This window comes from Paraburkholderia acidiphila (genome assembly GCF_009789655.1).
Lineage (GTDB): Bacteria > Pseudomonadota > Gammaproteobacteria > Burkholderiales > Burkholderiaceae > Paraburkholderia > Paraburkholderia acidiphila.
In genome coordinates this window covers 1,086,245-1,102,116 of record NZ_CP046910.1, presented here as the reverse complement: position 1 = coordinate 1,102,116, position 15,872 = coordinate 1,086,245, and the positions used below count along the sequence as shown (strand labels likewise).

The 15,872-nt window shown below is 61.4% G+C and carries 15 protein-coding genes and 2 pseudogenes; 9 read left to right on the top strand and 8 right to left on the bottom strand.

Annotation, left to right across the window (positions count from 1 at the left end):
- Positions 1–52 precede the first annotated feature (52 nt).
- The 3 genes from petA to FAZ97_RS19505 are packed head-to-tail and all read left to right on the top strand — an operon-like array spanning position 53 to position 2,860.
- On the top strand, positions 53–673 hold the full coding sequence (gene petA / locus FAZ97_RS19515) for a ubiquinol-cytochrome c reductase iron-sulfur subunit (RefSeq protein ID WP_158760072.1): 621 nt from the start codon (positions 53–55) through the stop codon (positions 671–673).
- Positions 674–2,059 (top strand): cytochrome b, encoded by a 1,386-nt coding sequence (locus tag FAZ97_RS19510; RefSeq protein WP_158760071.1) that lies wholly within the window; start codon positions 674–676, stop codon positions 2,057–2,059.
- Positions 2,060–2,083: 24 nt separating this feature from the next.
- A complete protein-coding gene (locus FAZ97_RS19505; RefSeq protein ID WP_199272164.1) occupies positions 2,084–2,860 on the top strand; it encodes a cytochrome c1 in 777 nt (258 codons plus the stop codon).
- A 69-nt stretch (positions 2,861–2,929) separates the two neighbouring features.
- Here the strand turns inward: FAZ97_RS19505 and FAZ97_RS19500 are convergent, their stop codons facing one another.
- Positions 2,930–3,400 carry an Rrf2 family transcriptional regulator gene (locus tag FAZ97_RS19500; protein ID WP_158760070.1) on the bottom strand — a complete coding sequence of 157 codons (471 nt, stop codon included), beginning with the start codon at positions 3,398–3,400 and terminating at the stop codon, positions 2,930–2,932.
- A 470-nt stretch (positions 3,401–3,870) separates the two neighbouring features.
- On the opposite strand from FAZ97_RS19500, the gene FAZ97_RS19495 reads away from it, so the two are divergent.
- A complete protein-coding gene (locus tag FAZ97_RS19495) occupies positions 3,871–4,509 on the top strand; it encodes a Crp/Fnr family transcriptional regulator (protein ID WP_233271698.1) in 639 nt (212 codons plus the stop codon).
- A 35-nt stretch (positions 4,510–4,544) separates the two neighbouring features.
- Here the strand turns inward: FAZ97_RS19495 and FAZ97_RS19490 are convergent, their stop codons facing one another.
- Both FAZ97_RS19490 and FAZ97_RS19485 read right to left on the bottom strand, forming a co-directional pair.
- Positions 4,545–5,123, bottom strand: coding sequence for an SCO family protein (locus FAZ97_RS19490; RefSeq protein ID WP_158760068.1), 579 nt, complete (start codon positions 5,121–5,123; stop codon positions 4,545–4,547).
- Positions 5,120–5,950: a formylglycine-generating enzyme family protein gene (locus FAZ97_RS19485; RefSeq protein ID WP_158760067.1), complete on the bottom strand. Its 831-nt coding sequence runs from the start codon at positions 5,948–5,950 to the stop codon at positions 5,120–5,122. Before FAZ97_RS19485 ends, FAZ97_RS19490 begins: the two co-directional genes overlap by 4 nt.
- 336 nt (positions 5,951–6,286) lie before the next feature.
- On the opposite strand from FAZ97_RS19485, the gene FAZ97_RS19480 reads away from it, so the two are divergent.
- Complete coding sequence (locus tag FAZ97_RS19480) at positions 6,287–7,483, top strand: NnrS family protein (RefSeq protein WP_158760066.1); 1,197 nt, start codon at positions 6,287–6,289, stop codon at positions 7,481–7,483.
- A 35-nt stretch (positions 7,484–7,518) separates the two neighbouring features.
- Here FAZ97_RS19480 and FAZ97_RS19475 read toward each other — a convergent pair whose 3' ends face one another.
- Both FAZ97_RS19475 and FAZ97_RS19470 read right to left on the bottom strand, forming a co-directional pair.
- On the bottom strand, positions 7,519–8,826 hold the full coding sequence (locus FAZ97_RS19475) for a hypothetical protein (RefSeq protein ID WP_158760065.1): 1,308 nt from the start codon (positions 8,824–8,826) through the stop codon (positions 7,519–7,521).
- Positions 8,826–9,059 (bottom strand): DUF2249 domain-containing protein, encoded by a 234-nt coding sequence (locus tag FAZ97_RS19470; RefSeq protein ID WP_158760064.1) that lies wholly within the window; start codon positions 9,057–9,059, stop codon positions 8,826–8,828. The genes FAZ97_RS19475 and FAZ97_RS19470 overlap by 1 nt, the downstream gene beginning before the upstream one ends.
- 460 nt (positions 9,060–9,519) lie before the next feature.
- Here FAZ97_RS19470 and ubiU point away from each other — a divergent pair, with 460 nt between their 5' ends.
- The 4 genes from ubiU to FAZ97_RS19450 are packed head-to-tail and all read left to right on the top strand — an operon-like array spanning position 9,520 to position 12,421.
- Complete coding sequence (gene ubiU, locus FAZ97_RS19465; RefSeq protein ID WP_407671871.1) at positions 9,520–10,554, top strand: ubiquinone anaerobic biosynthesis protein UbiU; 1,035 nt, start codon at positions 9,520–9,522, stop codon at positions 10,552–10,554.
- A 40-nt stretch (positions 10,555–10,594) separates the two neighbouring features.
- A complete protein-coding gene (locus FAZ97_RS19460; protein ID WP_158760063.1) occupies positions 10,595–11,482 on the top strand; it encodes a U32 family peptidase in 888 nt (295 codons plus the stop codon).
- Positions 11,483–11,513: 31 nt separating this feature from the next.
- Positions 11,514–12,005 carry a ubiquinone anaerobic biosynthesis accessory factor UbiT gene (gene ubiT, locus FAZ97_RS19455; protein WP_158760062.1) on the top strand — a complete coding sequence of 164 codons (492 nt, stop codon included), beginning with the start codon at positions 11,514–11,516 and terminating at the stop codon, positions 12,003–12,005.
- Between the two features lie 23 nt (positions 12,006–12,028).
- Positions 12,029–12,421: a putative zinc-binding protein gene (locus FAZ97_RS19450; protein ID WP_158760061.1), complete on the top strand. Its 393-nt coding sequence runs from the start codon at positions 12,029–12,031 to the stop codon at positions 12,419–12,421.
- Positions 12,422–12,483: 62 nt separating this feature from the next.
- On the opposite strand, the gene FAZ97_RS19445 is transcribed toward FAZ97_RS19450, so the two are convergent.
- The 3 genes and pseudogenes from FAZ97_RS19445 to FAZ97_RS19430 form a co-directional block, all read right to left on the bottom strand.
- The gene (locus FAZ97_RS19445) at positions 12,484–13,218 is read right to left on the bottom strand and encodes an anaerobic ribonucleoside-triphosphate reductase activating protein (RefSeq protein WP_158760060.1); all 735 of its coding nucleotides are present in this window, start codon (positions 13,216–13,218) and stop codon (positions 12,484–12,486) included.
- Between the two features lies 1 nt (position 13,219).
- Positions 13,220–15,145 (bottom strand): annotated as a pseudogene (locus tag FAZ97_RS19435) (ribonucleoside triphosphate reductase).
- A 430-nt stretch (positions 15,146–15,575) separates the two neighbouring features.
- Positions 15,576–15,815, bottom strand: a pseudogene (locus tag FAZ97_RS19430) (DUF2249 domain-containing protein); the annotation flags it as partial.
- Positions 15,816–15,872 lie beyond the last annotated feature (57 nt).

Genomic DNA, 15,872 nt, shown 5'->3' with positions numbered 1-15,872 from the left:
GTACGCCGCTGTCGAGGCGGTCTAAAAAAATAGTTCAGAAACGAGGAATGTCATGCAAGTCCAGGAAGACGAACATGTCGACAGCGGCCGCCGGACGTGGCTGATTGCGGCATCGGTAGCAGGCGGCGTTGGCGGCGTGGCCGCGGTCGTGCCTTTCGTAGGTTCGTTTGCGCCTTCCGAAAAGGCGAAGGCGGCCGGCGCACCGGTTGAAGTCGACATCGGCAATCTCAAGCCTGGGGAGATGATGACCGTGGCCTGGCGCGGCAAGCCCGTGTGGATTTTCAACCGCACCGATCAGATGCTCGCCGGCATTCAGAAGGCGGACAGCGAACTTGCCGATCCGCTGTCGACGCATCCCTTTTCGATGCCCGAGCCCGAATACTGCAGGAACGAGTTTCGATCGCGTGCAGAGCATAAAAATATTCTCGTGGCGGTTGCCGTGTGCACGCACTTGGGCTGCACGCCCACGCCGCGCTTCCAGTCGGGGCCGCAGCCAAACCTGCCCGAGAACTGGCCGGGCGGCTTCCTGTGTCCATGCCACGGTTCCACCTACGACCTCTCCGGCCGCGTGTTCAAGAACAAGCCCGCGCCGCAGAACCTCGATATCCCGCCTTATATGTTCACGTCCGCGACGCAGCTCGTGATCGGCAAGGACGAAAGAGGAGAAGCGTAAATGGCGCGCGGCACTGAACATGAAGTAGAAACGAAGGGATTCCTTGGCTGGGTCGACAGGCGCTTCCCGCTCACTGCAATGTGGAAGACCCATCTCTCTGAATATTACGCGCCGAAGAATTTCAATTACTGGTACTTCTTCGGCTCGCTCGCGCTGCTCGTGCTGGTGAACCAGATCGTCACCGGCATTTTCCTCACCATGAACTACAAGCCCGATGCGACGCTCGCGTTCGCGTCGGTCGAGTACATCATGCGCGAGGTGCCGTGGGGCTGGCTGATCCGTTACATGCACTCCACGGGCGCTTCGATGTTCTTCGTGGTCGTGTATCTGCACATGTTCCGCGGGCTGTTGTATGGCTCGTACCGCAAGCCGCGCGAACTCGTGTGGATCTTCGGCTGCGCGATCTTCCTGTGCCTGATGGCCGAGGCGTTCTTCGGCTACCTGCTGCCGTGGGGCCAGATGTCGTTCTGGGGCGCGCAGGTGATCGTGAACCTGTTCTCGGCGATTCCCTTCATCGGCCCGGATCTCTCGCTGTGGATTCGCGGCGACTACGTGGTGTCGGACGTCACGCTCAACCGCTTCTTCGCGTTCCACGTGATCGCCATTCCGCTCGTGCTGGTCGGGCTCGTGATCTGCCACATCATCGCGCTGCACGAAGTGGGCTCGAACAACCCGGATGGCGTCGAGATCAAGGAGAAGAAAGACGCGAGGGGCATTCCGCTCGACGGCATTCCATTCCACCCGTATTACTCGGTGCATGACTTCATGGGCGTGTGCATCTTCCTGATGATCTTCGCGGCGATCGTGTTCTTAGCGCCGGAAATGGGCGGCTACTTCCTCGAAGCGAATAACTTCGTGCCGGCCAACCCGCTGCAAACGCCGCCGGAAATTGCACCGGTCTGGTACTTCACCGCGTTCTACGCGATGCTGCGCGCCACCACCGACCCGTTCAAGATCGTCTTGATGATCGTGATCGCGCTGCTCGGTCTGCTCGCACTGGTGCGCGCGCGCGGCAAATGGCGTTTGGGGTTACCCGTGCTGGCCGTGCTCGTGATTCTCGCCATGTATTTCACCGAGTCGAAATTCTGGGGCGTGGTGGTAATGGGCACGGCGGTGATCTCGCTCTTCTTCCTGCCGTGGCTCGACCGCGCGCCGGTGAAGTCGATCCGCTACCGGCCGTTCTTCCACAAGGCTTTGCTCGGCATCTTCGTGCTGGCGTTCTTTATTCTGGCGTTCCTCGGCACGAAACCGCCATCGCCAGTGGGCACGCTGATCGCCCAGATCTGCGCGCTCGTCTATTTCGCGTTCTTCCTCGGCATGCCGTTCTGGACGCCGCTTGGCACGTTCAAGCAGCCGCCCGAACGCGTGCGTTTCAAGCCCCATTGACCAACGAGCGAGGCGAACATGAAGATGAAAAAGAAGCGGCTTTCAAAGCTCGCCCGTGGCGCAGCGGCCTCGGCCATGCTTGCACTCGTTCTAGGTGCTGCGGGTGCACCAGCGAGGGCACAGGAGACGATTGCGCTCGATCACGCGCCCGAAAAGGCGAATGATCTTGCGTCGCTCCAGCATGGCGCGCAGCTGTTCGTGAATTATTGTCTGAATTGCCACAGTGCGAACCTGATGCGCTACAGCCGGCTACAGGATCTCGGCATTTCGCAGAAGCAAATCGAGGCGAACCTGCTGTTTTCCGCCGACAAGGTTGGCAGCACGATGAGCGTCGCCATGCGCCCGGACGACGCCAGGAACTGGTTCGGCGCCGTGCCGCCGGATCTTTCGGTGGAAGCGCGCTCGCGTGGAAGCGATTGGCTCTATACCTACCTTCGAAGTTTCTACCGCGACGACACGCGGCCCACTGGCTGGAACAACCGGGTGTACGAGAACGTGAGCATGCCGCATCCGCTGTGGCAGCTGCAGGGCGTTCGTATGGCGAAGTTCGAGGATACGGTTGACAAGGAGACCGGAGAAAGCGTCCACCGCTTCACGGGTTATCAGCAGGTGACGCCAGGCCAGCGCTCGCCGGCGGACTACGATGCCGACGTAGCCGATCTGGTGGCCTACCTCGGCTGGATGTCCGAACCGCAGCGGCAGACACGCAAGCAACTCGGCGTGTGGGTGTTGCTCTTCCTTGGCGGCATGACTTTCGTGGCGTGGCGGCTGAATGCCGCGTACTGGAAGAACGTCGAATAACGCAAAGGCGGCTTTCTTCCCATCAAACCGCGCGTATCAGGCTATGTACGATCGCCTGATACGCGCGTGTCACGACGACGATTGACGCATTGGCGGGTGATCGACCGAGCGGCCGATGAGAAGGTGCGTCAACTCGCCGTGGTCAGAGGCGAGGTCGGCGAGTGTGCACCGGTCGAGCACATCGAAATACGCGCGCGTAGCGGCCCAGAATGTCGAGCGAAGTCCGCAGGCGGCAGTGGTCGCGCTCGTGCTGTGCTCGGTGTCGAAGCGCTCGGCCTTGTCGAAATCCTGCTCCATCGTGCGAACGACTTCGCCAACCGTAATCAGCACCGCAGGGCGGCCAAGCCGCAAGCCGCCCGCACGGCCTCGCGACGTGCTGAGATAGCCGGCTCTGCCGAGCGTATGAACGATCTTCGTCAGATGGTTGCGTGAGATGCCGAACGCCGCGGAGATCTGGTTGACCGTGAGGAGTTCGTCACGGTGAACGGTGGCGTAGACCAGCACCAACAGACCATATTTGGTGAAGCCTGTGAGCCGCATAGTGATTTGCTAACGTTGATTGGCGATAAAGGCGCAGTTATCTTTCAGCCGCGTTGCTGTCAATCGCTTTCGGATGAAAGGCAGGTGTATAGATAGTATGGCTGCATTCACTGCGGAGAAAATGTTGCGGCTCAATGTTTCCGCGAGTTGATTCAATTGAGCGTTGGTTGTCGGAGTCGCCCTGGCGGAAGAGATCAGATGCGAGCGAATGCGGGTGCGGCATACCGTTCGAAGCGACGGATAGCTGTTTGATTGCGGACAAATATAGCCACGCAGGCGCGCGTGACAATACAAAAGTTACCTCAAAGCATTGATCGACTGCCATGTCTCTGATTACCGATTCCCCTACGTGCGCCCAGTTGGCGAAAGCAGCGTTTCAAACAGATAGCCAATCGCAACCGAAAGCCGCGACTGGACGGAGTAGCCCAACGCGGGCAGGCAAGATTCGAATACAGGATTTCCTCTCGAAGATGCCGCTCTTCAACGAAATGTCGGCAGAAGAACTCGACGTTCTGGCACTCGGAACAACAGAGCTAAGAGTGCCGCGCGGCGCGACGATCTTTCGTCGCGGCGATCCGTGTCTGGGTTTTCATACCGTCGTTTATGGGCTGATCAAGCTGAGTTTCAGCTCTCCCGTCGGTGAGGAGAAGATCGTGCGTCTCGTGGGGCCCGGCGACGGCTTCGGCGAGGCGCTGATGTTCATGGACAAGCCCTACATCGTGTCCGCGCAGGCGTTGGCCGACACGTTGCTTCTCTACGTGAAAAAATCGGTGGTCGTATCGGAGCTCGAGCACGATCCTGCGTTTGCCCGCAAGATGCTGGCCGGTCTGAGTATGCGTTTGCACAATCTGATGCGCGACGTAGAGGCATACTCGCTCCAGTCAGGAACGCAGCGCGTCGTCGGTTATCTCCTGAATCTCGTGGGCGACAACTGCGAGAGCGCGCAGCACGTGCGGCTCGAAACCGGCAAGAGAACGATCGCTTCGCGGCTCAACATCACGCCCGAGCACTTTTCACGCATATTGCGCGACCTGAGCGTGAGGCAACTGATCGAAATAAAGGGCCGGGAAATCACGATCCCCGATGTTGCGCGTTTGAGGAAGGGTTGATCGAGCGGATGGGCGCCGTTTCTTGCGCAGTGGCGCTAATGAACCGTTGAGCGCGCGCGCACCGCGGCGACAAATGCCGGATCGACCCTGCCGATGACCGATGTGCGCGCAACGATGCGGCCATTCTCGTCCAGAAGCGCAATCACGGCATTGTGGCTGAATTCGTTGTTCGTGCGCTGCCGGTAAGCGACACCGAGCGTTGCCGCAAACGCCATCAGGTCTCCCGCCGTCGAGCGCGTCAGGTGCCAGGACGCCGCATCGAGTCCATGTGCCTTCGCCATCGCCGCGAGATTCACGACGTCGTCGTGTAGCGGATCGACGCTGACCAGGAGCACGGCAGGTACGCCGCGACTTCGAGCACTTGCTGCATGGCGAATCTGCTCGATGGTGTCGATCGTCAACGGGCAAACCGACGAGCAGGCCGTGTAGAAAAGGCTGACAATGACCGGCCGCCCGCGCATCGAGGCGAGATCGAACTGGCGCCCTTGCTGATCCTGCAGCGCGAGCGACGTCTGGTACAGCGAATCGCCGGGCAGCGAGAGCGATGGCGGTGCGGCGAAGCCGGCCGGGATGCTAAAAAGCCATGCGCAAAGCCAAAGAGTGAAGCGTTTCATGACCCGCCCTTGTTGTCGGTATCGCTATCCTTGATGCAGCGGAAACCTACGCTGTGACTGCTATCGGCTGGTTTCAATGCCGACAGCGCAGCGACGCGCATCATCAGCGTGTAATCGGTGCGGTCGATGAACGCGAGCGCCGCGCCGCCACAAAGCCGCAGTTCGTTGTTGTTGCCAGGGTTGCGCGTGTCGGTGTCCGCGAACAGGGCGGCGTAGTCGTCCACCCATTCGCCGGTCAACGTATGCATGCCGTAGAGACCATAGACATTTGGCCGCTGGCGAACAGGTGTCATGTGCGGTGCGCCGAAAGTCATCATCAGGTTCGTGAGCAGGCGCGCTTGCCGCGCGCCGTCCTCACGCGCGTCGCGATGTTGCTCGTCTGCCGCCGCCGCATATTCCCATTCGATCCATTTTGGAAGCCGCGCCTGCTCCGATGCACAGTAGGCGCGCGCCGCAAACCAGCTAACACCGGTGACGGGTTCGTCGGGTGGAGCGTCGGGGCCGGGATCCAACGGCCCGGCCCAGCGCGACAAATATCCGGGGGTGGCAAACAGGGCGGCGACACGGTCGCGACGCCAACGCGATGCGCCGCCGACAAAGGCGAGGAATTCCGCGTTGGTCACGAGTCGTTCCCGCATGCGAAATGGTGCGACGACGAGTGTGTCATTGCTGTCGCCGGAAGATTTGATAGCACTCCGGAACGCGCCGCCCGGTACTTCGACATAACGCGTATCGGCCAGTGCGCACGAAGCGGCGAGAGAGAGTGCCGTCGCGAGAAGCCGCAACCGGGGCTGCATGAACAGGTTTCCTCCGAACAAATCGCTCAAGGACAACGGATCGCGTGGTGGCGCCGAAGTGTCGCCGTGTCGTCAGCCGCCTGAATGCGGCTGTGCCTGGCGGTGGCAGCGTATGGCATCCATCACGGAGCGGAATCGAACACTACTCTCGGAGGACGCATACGCCGCGTCAAGCGGGATGAAGGAAATTCTTAACACCTCTTCAGGATGGCACGTCGTGTGTTTGACGGATGCCGCAGAAGGTCGCACGACGCGCGGGCGCCGGGGGTTGCGCGGCAGCAAATGCAGGTTAGGCGCGCGGGCACATCATGTAGCGCGGCCGTTAAAGCAACGCATCAACTCGGGCTTCATGTGGGAGAGTCCTCCGTGGTTCAATTTCTCAAGATCGAAGAGCCGCCGCGTACGCCCGCGGCAGTGCAAGGCTTCGCACTCTGGCGACTGGGCTTTCGTCCTTTCTATCTGCTCGCGAGCAGTTTTGCCGCGGTGTCGATTGCACTATGGGCGCTGCAGTTTGCAGGTTTGCTCAAGGGCGCCTATTTGCGCGGGCCGATCTGGCATGCGCATGAAATGCTCTTCGGCTTCACGCTCGCCGTGGTCGTGGGCTTCCTGCTGACCGCCGGGCGCAACTGGAGCAACCGGCCAACCCTTTCCGGTGCGCCGCTTGCGGCCCTGGCCGCGCTGTGGCTTGCGGGCAGGGTGCTCGTGCTGACGCCCTGGGGCTGGGCGGCGGCAATCGTCAACGTGGCTTTTCCGCTCGCTGCCGCAGTTGCGCTGGGCGTCCCGTTCATCGCGGCGCGCAACCGCCGCAACTATTTCTTCGTTGGTCTGCTCGTGCTTCTGGCACTGGCGCAATTGGGCGTGCATCTTGGCGAACTGGGCGTGCTGCGATTGCCGGGCTGGGCCGGCGTTCAGCTTGGGCTGGATGGGGTGCTCTTCATCATGTCGGTGATGGGAGGCCGCGTCATCCCGATGTTCACCAATAACGGCGTGCCAGGCGCACGGGCAACGCGCAAGCCCTGGCTCGAAAAGACCGTGCTCGGCGCGGTGCTGGCGCTATTGGCGGCGGACGTGTTCCAGCTCGGCGGCATCGCGCTGGCGCTGCTGTGCGCATTTTGTGCGGTTGCGCAACTGGCGCGCTGGTGGCTTTGGCAGCCGCTCAAGACGTGGCGCGTGCCCCTGGTTTGGGTGCTGCACCTCGCATACCTGTGGATCGCCGTGCATCTGCTGCTACGCAGCTTCGCGGCGCTGGGCATGATTACGCCTTCAGTGGCCACGCATGCATTGACGGCGGGCGCCATAGGCGGACTCGTCATCGGCATGATGACACGCACCGCGCGCGGGCACACTGGCCGCCCGTTGCGGGCGAGCCGCGCCGACATTGCGTGCTACGTCATGCTTGCGCTCGCTGCGCTGGTGCGGGTGGTGTTGCCGATGGTGGCGCCGGCGCTGACGGTTCATGCGGTGCTGTGCGCCGGGTTGCTATGGTCTGCTGGATTCGCCCTGTACGCGATCGCCTATTGGCCCGCATTGACGCGCCCGCGCATCGACGGACGTCCCGGTTGAATCGCAGCCTCCGTGGCCTGACGGGTGCTGTGCGCTCAGGAAGCACGGATCTGCGTTGCGCAAGCCTTGCGCGATACGCTCAGATAGATCCGGATCGCGCCGAGTATGTTCAGCCCTAGCCATGCCGCTGAAACGCCAGCGGCGAGCCCGCTGGCGCGCGCAAACAGCATCGGTCGCAAACTGGCGGCGAGTAGCAATGCCAGAGCGGCCAGGTGCGCCCAGAATTGCATCGAGGCAGCGCGCTCCGGGATCATGTCTTTAACTTTCGGTGCGAACCGCATTGCGGCGCCAGTGAGCGAACGCTGAGCGTGATACCAGAGCAGAAACGGGACGATCTTGTAGAGCATGCCGTTGACGAGCGACCATGCCACGCCGAACAGCAGCACGACGCCAAGCGTGACGGCGCAGGCGGGATTGCCGGTTTCGATGTGGATGGCCCACAGCGGGCCGCATGCGGTAAGGCATAGCATGGCGGTGCGCCAGAACAACGTGGTGACGTCGGCGGAGGGTCGTTTGCGCGTCCACAGCAGGCGGAGCGTGACAACGGCGAACGCGGTATAGGCAACGAGCAAAAGCGCACCGAGCGGTAGTTCGACGCGGGGAACCCGTGCCGTGGCGAACGAAATCAGCGCGAGCAACGCGAACACAGAAGGTGCGAGGCCCACTGCGAACACACGCGGATACGGCTGCGTCACGACGAACATCGGAATCAGCTGGTACGCCATCCCGATGGTGAGCAGACCCACCCAGCCCGACAGGCCCCACACGGCATGAAGATTGGTGAGTGCGATGATCGGCAGCGGTATGCCAAAGGCTTGCGCGCACGCCAGCAACAAGCCGATCGCGATGGTTACGAGCAAGGCGACGAGCGCGAGCCGGCTCGCCCCCAATACATCCGCCGTACCCGTACGCTCCGCATGGCGATATCGCCAGAACCCGAGCGCACACGCGGCAAGGAACCAGGTCAGCGCTGCGGCGAGCAACAGCAGCGCAATGGCATAGAGCGCTGGCGCGCCAACCATGAAGGCCGCTGAGAGCGCCAGCGTCCCTGCAGTGAGCAGCGTATGGACGACGACCGCGCTCGCGTGGGCCGCCGCAACGCGAACGCCGGTAGCGACGGGGAGAATCTGCATTAGCGCGCCCGCCATCGCGCTCGTGAGAATGCCCAGTGTGAACAGATGCGTGAGCGCGAGTGAGACCGGGGACCAACGCGATGCCAACGCGCCGGGTCCCTCCCACACAAGCAGACCGGCGGCCAGCAACGCGAAGAGGGGCGCGTTGAGGAAGAAGCGGAACGGGACCGAAAGCGCGGGCGAGCGCTCTGGCGAAAGTGCGCGGCGCATTAGTGCTTGCGCCAGACGCGCACTTCATGATGCCTGGGTGCGATTTTCTCGCCGACGAATTCGAAGCCCTTATCGATGAGCATTCCATACAGGGGAAACGGTTCCCGATCGATCACGATCAGCAACTGATGATCCGGTTCCAGCGTGCCCAATGCGTGCATCACGCGCTCCAGGGGGGCGGGCGGCTGAAGGCCGCGCACGTCGAGGTTGACTTCGTATGCGGAGAGGTTCATGAGTAATCCTTTCTAAGTTAAATATGAAGAGAAGTACCGCCGCAGGCATGCGCATGCCATAACACTACCTGAAAGCAGGCACGCTTTGGCAATAGCCCCGTTCACGGCGCATGTTCCCGGATCGATGCGTGGCGATATTCTTGATGGACATTAAGGCGATCAAGACACCGCGGTTCCAGACTGTCGATTTCCGCTATTTCGCTTTCCGCGCGGGCGGTCCGGCGACCTGCTGACTCGTCAGGCGCCGGTTTCAGCGGCTGCGCAGCGCACATCTTATGTATCCATTCCTGTTTCGGCCCGACGGTCTGCTGCTGCAACTCTGCCTGATGCTCACAGCGCTGGACTGCATGCAGTCGTCATTGCGCGTGCCCTTGAGGATAGGCCTCGTGTTGCTCGTGCTGGTGTTCTGCGGATTGAATCTCGACCACAGTCCTCTCACAACCTCGATCGGTTATCTCCCATGAGCCTGGCCAACACAAATCACGATGCGGCGCCGCCGCTGGAACTGGTCTGCCCGGCGGGCAGTCTGCCGGCGCTCAAGGCGGCGGTCGACAACGGCGCCGATTGCGTCTACCTCGGCTTTCGCGATGCGACCAACGCCAGGAATTTCGCTGGCCTGAACTTCGACAAGGACGCGATTCGCGCGGGCATTGCCTACGCGCACGCAAAGCGGCGAAAAGTCTTCCTTGCTCTGAATACCTATCCACAGCCCACCGGCTGGGCCGCATGGCGAGAAGCCGTGGACGAAGCCGCCCGCTGCGCCATCGACGCGATCATCGTCGCCGACGCGGGTTTGATACGCTACGCGGCCGAGCGGTATCCGCAATTGCGCCTGCATCTGTCCGTGCAAGGGTCGGCGACCAACTACGAAGCCATCAACTTCTACCGCGAGCATTTCGGCGTCGTGCGCGCGGTTTTGCCGCGGGTTCTTTCCGTGACGCAGGTCGAGCAGGTCATCGAGAAAACGCCCGTGGAAATCGAGGTATTCGGGTTTGGGAGCCTGTGCGTGATGGTGGAAGGGCGCTGCGCGCTTTCGTCGTATGCCACTGGCGAATCGCCCAATACGCAAGGGGTGTGCTCGCCGGCCAGATCGGTGCGATGGCAGCAAACGCCGGACGGTCTCGAATCGAGGCTGAACGGCGTCCTGATCGACCGCTATGCCGACGATGAAAACGCGGGCTATCCCACGTTGTGCAAAGGGCGTTTCGAGGTGGCAGGCGAGCGTTACTACACGATCGAAGAGCCAACCAGTTTGAATACGCTCGAGATATTGCCGAGGCTCGCGCAAATTGGCGTACGCGCGATCAAGATCGAAGGCCGTCAACGCAGTCCGGCCTATGTGGCGCAGGTCACCCGCGTATGGCGCGACGCCATCGACCAGTGTCTGGCCAATGGGCCGCGCTATAGCGTGAGGCCCACGTGGATGGCGGAGCTCAACAAGGTCGCCGAAGGGCAGCAGCACACGCTGGGCGCGTATCACCGCCCGTGGAAATGATGGCAATGACGCTTTTTTTCAGCATTCGGGAGTGGGCACTGTGAAGATTGCCTTGGGGCCGGTCCAGTACTACTGGGCGCGCACAGCGATGATGCAATTTTACGAATCCGTCACGGACGCGCCGGTCGACGTGGTGTACCTGGGCGAAGTGGTCTGTTCGAGGCGCCATGAACTTCGATTCAACGACTGGCTCGATATTGCCGACATGCTGGCCCATGCCGGCAAGGAGGTCGTGTTGTCCACGCAGATTCTTCTCGAGTCGGGCAAAGACATGACGACGCTGCGTGAGATTGCCCATAACGGCCGCTACACGGTCGAGGCCAACGACATGGGCGCGGTGCATTGCGTCGAAAATACGCCGTTCGTGGCGGGGCCCTGGTTGAACGTGTACAACCCGCCAACGCTCGACGTGCTGGCCGGTCTGGGAGCGCGGCGCTGGGTGATGCCGCTGGAAATGGCGAAGGACGGCCTCGCACGGATGCAGGCGGAGCGGCCGCCCTCGATGCAAACGGAGGTGTTCGCCTATGGCCGTATGCCGCTGGCGTTTTCGGCGCGCTGCTTTTCGGCACGAAATCGCAACTTCCCCAAAGACAATTGCCAGTATGTCTGCATGGATCATCCGGACGGCCAGATGATGGAAACCCAGGAAGGCAAGCCCTTCCTGGTTCTGAATGGCATATCGACGCAATCGGCGCTCGTGTACAACCTGATTCAGGAAGTGGATGCGCTGCGCGCGTTGCACGTCGACGTATTGCGTTTGAGCCCGCAGTCGCAAAACATGGCCGAAATCGCGGGGCGCTTTCGTGACGTGATACACGGCCGCCTGAACAAAGACGACGCGCTCGCCAGCATGCTTCCCCTGATGGCGGGGCAACCTTGCGACGGCTACTGGTACGGTTTGCCTGGGCTGGAACGCAAAGCCGTTTGAATTCGTTCTTCGCGCTTAATAGAAATTCTCCATGAGTTCCTCTACCTATCAACTGCCTTCCGTATTGAAGAGAGCACTGTCCTTGTTGCCGGCCTATCCCGGTTCGGTGTTGTTCGCGGGCGCGCTCAATGCCGTGCTGGCGCGGCACTTGCCTGCCGACACGCTCGCGCAGCTCGACGGCCGCGCGCTGCGCATCGAGGCGAGGGACGCGGGCATCGGTTTCGATTTCGTGTGTCGCGGGGGGCGTTTTTCCGCGGTCCGGCCTCCGAGTGAAGTCGCATTGACGATCAGTGCGAGCACACACGATTTCATGTTGCTCGCGCAACGCAAGGAAGATCCCGATACGCTGTTCTTCAGCCGCCGCCTGACGATGGAAGGCGATACCGAATTGGGCCTGCTGGTGAAGAACGCGCTGGACGCGACGGATCTGGCGACGTACTTCTCTCCTGGCCGCTTTGTGCCGGAACGCTGGCTTCGACGCGTTCGCGAAGTGAAAGAAAAAGGGGCCGGCCCGTGGATGTGAACCCGAATTGAACGAGGTCTTTCATGACTGTTGACAGAAAAGCGTTGCCGCTCGTGTACTCCTGCTCGGGTTGTTCAAGCGCGGCGCAGATGGCCAACCATGTCGCCTTGCGGCTCGATCGGCGCGGCGCAGCGGAAATGTCCTGCATCGCGGGCGTGGGCGGCGACGTCCCTTCGCTGCTGAAGATTGCCGGATCGGGGCGGCCCATCGTCGTGATCGATGGCTGCCCGTTGGTGTGCGCGCAGAAGTGCCTGGAGCGGCACGGCATCGCTCCCGATCAGCACGTTCAACTGGCCGACTGTGGCGTGAAAAAGCGCTTCCACGAAGACTTCGATCGCGAGGAGGCGGAGCAGGTCGTGAGCCGCGTGCTCGAATCGATAGCGGCGCTCGGCACGCTCGACACGACGGCGCGCTGAGCGAGGGGAGTCCCGCAACCAGGCCGCACGAGCCTGGCCGCTTTGCCGTGTGCGAGTTCCTTTTAAGCGCGTCGCAGCGTGAATGCGGGAAACAGCGCGGCTATCCTGCCGATGAGTGCGGGATCGGGATAGCCCGCCATCGATACGGCGTTCAATTGATCGTCGGCACAACCCTCGGTGCGAAAGACCTGCAACGCGTAGTTCGTTATGTTCATTGCCGAGAGCGTTTGCGCGAGCTTCAGGATTTCGCTCTCTGGCAGCAGATCGGGATGCAGCGTCGTGCGGCACTCGTACTGCACACCGCTGGCCTGCACGGCCTCGAGACTGGCCAGCGCATGCTTGCCGCTCGAGGCAACGCGGGTGACGTCGGCATAGTCGCCAAACGCTGCCTTGATGTCCAGCCCAACCCAATCCACCAGCGGCAAGAGCTCCCTGAGACGGCGCGGATGCGTGCCGGCAGTGTGCAAGCCAACCTTGAAACCCAGCGCTTTCACATCACGAATGGTTTGTCCGAGCGCGGGATCGCCAGTAGGCTCGCCCCCGCTGAAGACCACGGCGTCGAGCAGGCCCACCCGGCGCGCAAGCAGGTCCAGAACGGCTTGCCATGCGAAGGCACCCTTGCGGGTGCGTGGCTGCAAATGCGGATTATGGCAATACGCGCAGCGCCACGGGCATCCCTGCACGAATACGACCGCGGCAATCTGGCCTGGATAATCGGTTGCAGTGAAAGGGACCACCCCGCCCACTTTGAGTGAGCGGGGTGCTTTCGGGCCGAGGTCCGGCCCGCGTGGTTTCATCTCAGTGGGCAAGCATTGCCTCGCGTTCGCTGAAATATTTGCGCTCGTGGAATTCCCCCTTCTTGCCGGTGTTGAATGAAGAGACCGGCCGGTGATAACCCATGACGCGGGTCCAGATCTCGCAGGGCTGGCGTTCGGCGTCGGAGAGCGTGACGCAAGCGTTGTTAGCCTTCACGGATTGAGAGAGTACGGTGCTCATGGTTCAGACCTCTGCGGTTTCGAGTTGAGAAAGCTTGCGTTGAAGGATGTCTTCGTCGCAACGTGGGCAAAACTTGTGGCTGCCTCCCAGGTAGCCGTGCTTCGGGCAAATCGAGAAAGTCGGCGTGACGGTGATATAGGGCAGCGAGAATCGATTCAGCGCGCGTTGAAGCAGCGTGCGGCACGCGTTCGCCGACGAAAGCGGCTCGGTCATGTAAAGGTGCAATACCGTACCGCCTGTGTATTTGCGCTGGAGGTCGTCCTGGCGCTCCAGCGCTTCGAACGGATCGTCGGTGAAACCAACGGGCAACTGCGACGAATTCGTGTAGTAAGGCATATCCGGCGTGCCGGCCTGCAAGATGCCCGGAAAGCGCTTGCGATCTTCCTTCGCGAACCGGTACGTCGTCCCTTCGGCCGGCGTGGCTTCGAGGTTGTACATGTGGCCGGTTTGCTCCTGATACTCGAGCATTCTCGCGCGCACGTGGTCGAGCACGCGGATCGCCATGGCGTGTCCCCATTCGCTCGTGATGTCGTGCTCGTCGGACGTAAAGTTGCGGATCATTTCGTTGATGCCGTTCACGCCCAGCGTGGAGAAGTGATTGCGCAATGTGCCGAGGTAACGCCGCGTGTACGGGAACAGCCCGTTGTCCATGTGGTGCTGGATGACTTCGCGCTTGATCTCGAGGCTCGTCCGGCCGAGTTCGAGCAGTTCGTCGAGGCGCCGGAGCAGCCCCGCCTCGTCGCCGGCATGGCGGTGGCCCAAACGCGCGCAGTTGACCGTGACGACGCCGAGGGATCCGGTCTGTTCGGCGGAACCGAACAAGCCGTTGCCGCGTTTGAGCAACTCGCGCAGATCCAGCTGCAGCCGGCAGCACATGGAGCGGATCATGTTCGGCTTGAGTTCGGAATTGATGAAGTTCTGGAAATAGGGCAGTCCGTAACGGGCGGTCATTTCGAACAGGTGGTCGGCGTTCGGGCTGTGCCAGTCGAAATCGGGCGTGATGTTGTAGGTTGGAATCGGAAAGGTGAAGGCGCGGCCTTTCGCGTCGCCGGCCATCATGACTTCGATGTACGCCTGATTGATCATGTCCATCTCGGCCTGCAGTTCGCCGTATGTGAAGGACATCTCGCGCCCGCCGATCAGCGGCACCTGTTCGCGTAGATCTTCGGGACACACCCAGTCGAACGTGAGATTCGTGAAGGGGGTTTGCGTACCCCAGCGCGAAGGCACGTTGAGGTTGTAAATCAATTCCTGAATGTATTGGCGTACCTCCGCATACGACAGGTTGTCGTGGCGCACGAAGGGGGCCATGTACGTGTCGAACGAACTGAACGCCTGCGCGCCCGCCCATTCGTTTTGCAGCGTGCCGAGGAAATTGACGATCTGGCCAATGGCGCTCGACATGTGCTTTGGCGGCGAGGCTTCGACTTTTCCCGGTACGCCGTTCAACCCTTCGTTCAACAGCGTGCGCAGCGACCAGCCCGCGCAATAGCCCGAGAGCATGTCGAGGTCGTGAATATGCAGGTCCGCGTTGCGATGAGCCTCGCCAACTGCCACCGGGTACACGTGGCTGAGCCAGTAATTGGCAATGACCTTGCCCGAGACGTTCAGGATCAGGCCGCCGAGCGAATAGCCCTGATTGGCGTTGGCGTTGACCCGCCAGTCCTGTTGCTCGAGATACTCGTCGATCGACGAGCGGACTTCGATCAAGGGCTTGTCTAGAGGCACGGTGAACCCTCCTTTTGATACTAGATATTGTTGGTGTGGAGATCTTATTAACTAGATATAGTGTGAGTCAACATCGTTCGAAGGTGAGTTGGGCGGTACTTGATCCGTGCTAATTCCCGTGGGTACGTGCTGGACGGCAGGCCGATTTTCGCTGCGGGGGTAACGTTTTGTGCGCGCCGTACCGAACGCGAAGCGTGCGATTGCACGCACGCGTCGACAGGGGTTCGCGATGATGGGGGGGAAAGGGGCCGGCACAACGGGCGAACACGGCTTGCCCGTGCCAGCCTTTCAGGAGGGAGGGATGCTGTTGGCGGGAGGATGCAGTGCGAGGCGCGCGTTAGCCGCCGCTGCATCCACAGGTGCCGCCGGAACTGCCGCAGCCACCCGCAGCCTGCTTCTGAGCGGCGACGGCGTTCGAATCAGGGCTTGCGAGCACGAAGTCGATCACGACCTGGTCCGGCTGGCGCGCCACGTATTCAATACGAACCGGGCGCGGATAATACTGGGCGATTTGCTGGAGCAGCGGAACAGGATCGTGGTCGTTCACGAAGCGCATCGTCTCACCGTCGTCGAGCGCTTCCAGCGCGCCGAAAATCGCCGCATGGCGGAATCGTTTGGCAATGCCGCGCGCGTCGAAAACATAAGTCCGGCTGTCGAGAATATTGGCCATGTCAGGCTCCTGGAAAAAAATTTTGGAAGTATGAAAAGCGTGTCGTCAAAGAAGCCG